Raw genomic sequence first — 6,835 nt, 5'->3', positions numbered from 1 at the left:
TATCAATCCCGATGTTTTCGTATCGTCGAAAAGGTTACGCGAGCGAAATACATTTACCCGTGAGGACGGAACGCCATTGCAATACACACTGGTCAATATAAAAGATTGGTGTAAGAACGACTATGAAATAATCAATCAATTACGGATGAATACCGATAACAGCTACCATCGTTACGATGTTATTTTGCTTATCAACGGTATTCCGGTTGTTCAGATCGAACTGAAAACCTATGATGTCAGTCCGCGGCGAGCCATGCAGCAAATCGTGGATTACAAAAATGATCCAGGCAATGGCTACATGAAGACCTTGCTCTGTTTTATTCAGTTGTTTGTCGTTAGTAATCAAACTAATACTTATTATTTTACAAATAATAACAACCAACATTTTTCTTTCAACGCAGATGAACAGTTCCTTCCGGTGTATCAATATGCGACGGAACAAAACACACCGGTAAGTAATCTCGATGCTTTTTCGAGCACCGTACTTACCAAATGCGAACTGGGTAAGATGATTAGCCTCTATATGGTGCTGGTCGCAAGCGAGCAGAAATTGTTGATCATGCGTCCTTATCAAATATATGCCGTCAAGGCGATTACGAATTGCGTGCACCAGAATCGCGGGAACGGCTATATCTGGCACACGACGGGTAGCGGTAAAACGCTGACCTCATTCAAGGCTTCCACTCTGATGAAAGACAATCCAGATATCGACAAATGCTTGTTCGTCGTGGATCGAAAAGACCTGGATCGTCAAACTCGGGAGGAATTTAATAAGTTTCAGGAAAATTGCGTCGAGGAGAATACGAACACAGAAATGCTTGTTCGGAGAATGTTGTCAGACGATTATGCAGATAAAGTAATTGTAACCACCATCCAGAAGCTGGGTATTGCTCTCGATCCAAAGCACAAAAAGAATTACCAAGCACGATTGAAACCTTTGAAGAATAAACGCGTCGTATTTATTTTCGACGAATGCCACCGTTCTCAATTCGGCAATAATCATAAGGCGATTAAAGAGTTTTTTCCGAACTCACAACTGTTTGGTTTTACTGGCACGCCAATATTTGAAAAGAATTCGGTGCAGACACAAGTGGACGGGGAACAAAAAACGTATAAAACAACTGAAGACATCTTCGAAAAGTTGTTACACGCCTACACCATTACGAATGCAATTGAAGATAATAACGTGTTGCGTTTTCACGTAGACTATTTCAAGCCAAAGGAGAAAAATCAAACAAAAAGCAATGAGATATCAAAAACGGCCATCGTGAACTCGATCCTGCAGAGGCACGATGCAGCAACCGATTCCCGCCGGTTCAATGCGATCATGGCTACCGGACGCATCGACGATGCCATTGAATATTACAACTTGTTCAAGACGATCCAGCAGGAACGGAAAACTCAAAACCCCGAATACGAATCATTGAATATCGCTTGCATCTTCTCTCCGCCGGCCGAAGGGAATAAAGACATACAGCAAATACAGGAAGACCTGCCTCAAGAACGTTTCGATAACCAGCAGGAGCCCGACAAAAAGAAAGCGGCTCTAAAAATGATTATTGCCGATTACAATAAACAATACGGAACAAATCATACAATTGCAGAGTTCGACACCTACTATCAGGATGTTCAAGGGCGGATAAAGTCACAGAAATATGGCAATAAAGACGTTCCGCATAAAGACAAGATAGATATTACCATCGTAGTAGATATGCTGCTTACCGGATTCGATTCCAAGTACCTGAATACGTTATATACCGACAAGGACCTGAAATGGCACAATTTGATCCAAGCTTTTTCACGTACGAATCGAATCCTGAACGATACGAAGCCTTATGGCAATATTCTGGATTTCCGAGGACTGGAGGATGCTGTCGATGAGGCAATCGCAATGTTTTCAGAGAAACATACCGACAACCCGAAACAGATTTGGCTGGTCGATCCCGCTCCGAAGGTAATCGAGAAATATGAAGAGGCTATCTCTCAATTGGAGAAGTTCATGCAGTCACATGGCCTGGAGTGTAAACCCGAAGAAGTCAACAAACTCCGCGGAGATGAAGCCCGTGCCGGTTTTATCAACTGCTTCAAGGAAGTACAACGCTTCAGAATGCGACTGGAACAATATACGGATATACAGTCGGATGATAAAGCAAAGATCGACTCCTTGATGCAGGAAGATACGCTTCGGGCATTCAAGGGCATATATATCGATACTGCTCGTCGGTTGAAAAAGAAGCGCGAAAAGAGAGGAGGAGAACAGGTCAGCCAACAAATCGAAGACCTCGATTTCGAATTCATATTGTTCGCATCGGCGATTATCGATTACGACTATATCATGGGGCTTATTGCCCGATATACGAATCGGGGTACTGCCAAAAAGCGGATTACCAAAGAGCAGCTTATCACACTTGTTGCATCGAGCGCGAATCTGATGGAAGAGAAAGAAGATATCGTCGCCTATATCAACAGTCTTGATGAGATCAATGGTAAAACCGAGCAAGAGATCAAAGATGGGTACGAGTTTTTCAAGGAGGAAAAATATAAAAATGAGATAACCTCCATAGCGACCAAATATGGATTGGAGTTTCCGGCATTGGATGCATTTGTCAAAGAGATTGTCGAACGCGAAATCTTCGACGGTGAACGACTCAGCGATCTGCTCGCCCCGCTCGGATTGGGTTGGAAAGCGCGTACACAAAAGGAACTGGCATTGATGGACGACCTTGTCCCCCTATTGAAACGATTGGCCGACGGCCACGAAATATCAGGACTTTCGGCTTATGAAAACTAACAAAAAAAATACGAAACAAGGAGCTGTTCCTGCTTTACGGTTTCCGAAATTTAAAGAATGTGGAAGTTGGATCTATCTGCGAGGAAATAAGGTTTTTAAACAAATTTCTAATAAAAACCACAATTCAGATCTTCCGATACTTGCAATTTCACAAGAACACGGAGCTGTTCCGCGAGATTTAATCGACTATAAAGTTATCGTCTCCGAATCGGGGCTTGAAAATTATAAAGTTGTAGAGGTCGGAGACTTTATAATCAGTCTTCGATCATTTCAAGGAGGTATAGAATATTCTGATTACAAAGGTATTTGCAGCCCAGCTTATGTGATTTTGAGAAAAAGATTGGATATCGAGAACCAATTCTTTAAGTACTATTTTAAGTCGCATGTATTTATTCAAGATTTGAATAAGAATCTGGAAGGTATACGTGATGGAAAAATGGTTAGCTACAAACAATTTTCAGAAATATTATTGCCAATACCATCTATTTCAGACAAACGGGAACAGCAAAAAATCGCTGATTGTTTGTCTTCAATCGATGCGTTGATAAAGGCTGCGGAGAATAAGATAGACGAGCTGAAAGCCCATAAAAAAGGCTTGATGCAACATCTGTTTCCTGCCGAAGGAAAAACGGTTCCGGAATACCGCTTCCCTGAGTTCCAAGATGCAGGAGAATGGGAACAAACTACGATAGGCGCAATTTGTACAATTTCTAATGGCAAGTCAAATGTCCAAGATAATGTCCAGAATGGCAAATATCCTTTATTCGATAGGTCTGAGATAATAAAAACCTCTAATAAATTCTTATTTGATTGTGAGGCGATAATTATCCCGGGAGAAGGACGATTTATCCCTAAACATTATATTGGAAAATTTGATTTACATCAACGAGCATATGCATTAAAAGATTTCACTTGCCATGCCTTATTTGTGTATCATTATATTACAGCATTCTCGTTTATATTAACACAAAAAGCCGTTAAATCTACGGTTTTGTCATTACGCATGCCCATTTTAGAAGCATTCCCACTGTTATTACCCAATAATATACAAGAGCAACAAAAAATCGCCGATTGCCTTTCCTCTATTGACGATTTAATTACCGCTCAAGCAAATCACCTCGAAGCCCTGAAAATCCACAAAAAAGGCTTGATGCAACAACTATTCCCGAATATAAATGACATCGAGGCATGAATAACTCGCCTAAAATCATACCATTCAAGTCGTTATCCGACATTGCCATCCGGCTTCGTTCCGATCTGAAAGATTTGGATTTCGTGTTGTTGTATGCTTATAACGGAACCGGGAAAACCCGGCTCTCGATGGAATTCAAAGATCGGGGAAAGAAAGGTCGGGGAAACAAACGAGACACCCTTTATTTCAACGCCTTCACCGAAGATCTATTCCACTGGGACAACGATCTCGAGTCCGATTCGGATCGCGTATTGAAGATCAATGCCAATTCGAATTTTTTCAATGGATTCAGGGAATTGGCACTCGAAGAGAAAATATTCGAGTATCTGCAACGCTATGCGACATTCAATTTTAAAATAGACTATGAAAAATGGGAAATATCGTTCAGCAAAGATGTTCCCAATCCCGCATATCAACCCGATAACGATGAGCCTGAAACCGTCGTACAGACCAATATCAAAGTCTCGCGCGGAGAAGAAAACATCTTTATCTGGTGTATATTTCTCGCAATCTGCGAATTAACGATCGACGGAGCCGAGTCATACGACTGGGTAAAATACATCTATATCGACGATCCTATATCGTCGCTCGATGACAACAATGCAATTGCTGTGGCAAGCGATTTGTCAAGTCTTTTGCAAAAAGGAACTGGTAAACTCAATGTTGTTATTTCGTCGCATCATCATCTCTTCTTCAACGTGATGTGCAATGAATTGAAAAAGAAAAAATGCAAACGCTATTTTCTTCACAAAAACGGAGACAATGGATATTCGTTACAAGCAACGAATGACACCCCATTTTTTCATCATGTCGCGTTGTTGAGCGAATTAAAAAAACTTATACCGAAAGAAGGGCAAACGGTGGATGACGTCAGCATAAAAACCTATCATTTCAACATGTTAAGGAGCATTTTGGAAAAGACCGCAACCTTCTTCGGTTACAACGATTTTTCTATGTGCATACACGGTGTAGAAGACGAAGTATTGTATGCCAGAGCCCTGAACCTGTTGAGCCACGGTAAATATTCAATTTACGAGCCCGTCGAAATGGGGCACGATACGAAAGATCTATTTGTCGATATATTGAAAGCCTTTCTGGCGAAATACGAATTCGATTTACCTGAAATTATCACAGAAGAAACTAAGACTGAATCAGAATGACCGCAATAGAACAACAAAAATTAGGTAAAGCCCTTTGGGGAATTGCAGATAAACTGCGAGGAGCGATGAACGCGGACGACTTCCGTGATTATATGCTCTCATTTCTGTTTTTGCGCTATCTTTCTGACAATTATGAAGATGCCGTAAAAAAAGAGCTTGGTTCGGATTATCCCGTAGTGTCCGATGTCGATTCGGACGAAAATCGAGTTTTGACCCCATTGCAGATTTGGTACGATCGAAATCCTGACGATATTGTGGAATTCGAGAAGCAGATGCGACGAAAGATCCACTATGTGATCGAGCCGAAATATCTGTGGAAGAATATGTACGAGTTGGCCCGAACGCAAAGCAACGATTTGTTGCAAACCCTTCAAGACGGTTTCAAGTATATTGAAAATGAATCTTTCGAAAGCACTTTTCAAGGACTGTTTTCGGAAATCAATCTTAGTTCGGAGAAATTAGGGAAAAACTATACCGAGCGTAACAAAAAGTTATGCGAAATCATCAAGAAGATTGCAGAAGGTATCTCTGAATTTTCCAGTGACTCTGACACATTGGGTGATGCTTACGAATATCTGATCGGCCAATTCGCAGCGGGTTCGGGGAAAAAAGCCGGTGAATTCTATACTCCGCAGCAAGTTTCGACCATTCTTTCAATGATCGTAACATTGGATAGTCAAGATCCGACAACGGGCCCGAAGCAGAGAATAGACAAGGTTCTCGATTTCGCTTGCGGTTCGGGATCGTTGCTTCTGAATGTCCGCCACCAGATGAAACGTAACGGCGGACGAGGTATCGGCAAAATTTACGGGCAGGAAAAGAACATTACGACCTACAACCTCGCTCGTATGAATATGTTATTGCATGGGGTGAAGGATTCTGAATTCGAGATTTTTCACGGAGATACGCTACTCAATGACTGGGATATACTGAACGAAATGAATCCGGCGAAAAAAATCGAATTCGATGCGATCGTCGCTAATCCTCCGTTTAGTTACCGTTGGGAGCCCAAAGAAGAGTTCACGACCGATTTTCGATTCCAAAAATACGGTGTTGCGCCCAAATCGGCAGCCGATTTCGCATTCTTGCTGCATGGTTTCCATTTCCTCCGCGAAGATGGGACAATGGCTATTATTCTGCCTCACGGCGTATTGTTTCGCGGAGGAGTAGAGAAGCAGATCAGAACCAAACTTCTGAAAGACGGCAATCTCGATGCTGTTATCGGATTACCAGCCAACCTCTTTTTCTCCACGGGAATTCCGGTGTGTATTTTGGTACTGAAAAAATGTAAAAAATCCGAAGATGTGTTGTTTATCAATGCCTGCGAAGGATATAAGAAGGACAAGCGTCAAAACCGATTGCGTGAGGGTGAAAACGGGGAGCCTAACGATATTCAAAAAATTGTGGAAACTTACCAATTTCGCAAAGAAGAACCGCGCTATTCCAAGCGGGTTTCGTTAGAACGAATCGAACAAGAGGATTTCAATCTGAATATTACCCGTTACGTCAGCACGGCACAAGAAGAGGAGCCAATCGATTTACAAAAGGTTAATGATGAACTGAAAGATATTGCAAAGAGATCAAAAGAAGCGTTAGCTCGTCACAATGAATTCCTTAAAGAATTGGGTTTACCACCTATCGCTGATTAGGCGTAATATTTCAAATAAGGGAATGCCTCAGATTCATATGGAT

4 protein-coding genes are annotated in these 6,835 nt (G+C 41.7%); all 4 read left to right on the top strand.

Features of this window, described 5'->3' with window-relative positions; all coding sequences use genetic code 11:
* On the top strand, positions 1 to 2,791 hold a 2,791-nt coding region (locus C1A08_RS11740), incomplete at its 5' end, for a type I restriction endonuclease subunit R (RefSeq protein ID WP_101573691.1).
* Complete coding sequence (locus tag C1A08_RS11735; RefSeq protein ID WP_101573656.1) at positions 2,781 to 3,983, top strand: restriction endonuclease subunit S; 1,203 nt, start codon at positions 2,781 to 2,783, stop codon at positions 3,981 to 3,983. The genes C1A08_RS11740 and C1A08_RS11735, both read left to right, overlap by 11 nt.
* Positions 3,980 to 5,143 carry an AAA family ATPase gene (locus C1A08_RS11730; RefSeq protein ID WP_101573654.1) on the top strand — a complete coding sequence of 388 codons (1,164 nt, stop codon included), beginning with the start codon at positions 3,980 to 3,982 and terminating at the stop codon, positions 5,141 to 5,143. Before C1A08_RS11735 ends, C1A08_RS11730 begins: the two co-directional genes overlap by 4 nt.
* The gene (locus C1A08_RS11725; RefSeq protein WP_101573652.1) at positions 5,140 to 6,792 is read left to right on the top strand and encodes a type I restriction-modification system subunit M; all 1,653 of its coding nucleotides are present in this window, start codon (positions 5,140 to 5,142) and stop codon (positions 6,790 to 6,792) included. Before C1A08_RS11730 ends, C1A08_RS11725 begins: the two co-directional genes overlap by 4 nt.
* Positions 6,793 to 6,835 lie beyond the last annotated feature (43 nt).

This window comes from Alistipes sp. cv1, assembly GCF_900240235.1.
GTDB classification, from domain to species: Bacteria; Bacteroidota; Bacteroidia; order Bacteroidales; family Rikenellaceae; genus Alistipes_A; species Alistipes_A hominis.
Note: the sequence above shows the minus strand (reverse complement) of the source record. Positions and strands in the feature narration are given on the sequence as shown.

Coding starts and splice junctions, on each gene's coding strand:
- C1A08_RS11725 (WP_101573652.1), top strand. CDS start 5,140: ATGACCGCAATAGAACAACAAAAATTAGGTAAAGCCCTTTGGGGAATT.
- C1A08_RS11735 (WP_101573656.1), top strand. CDS start 2,781: ATGAAAACTAACAAAAAAAATACGAAACAAGGAGCTGTTCCTGCTTTA.
- C1A08_RS11730 (WP_101573654.1), top strand. CDS start 3,980: ATGAATAACTCGCCTAAAATCATACCATTCAAGTCGTTATCCGACATT.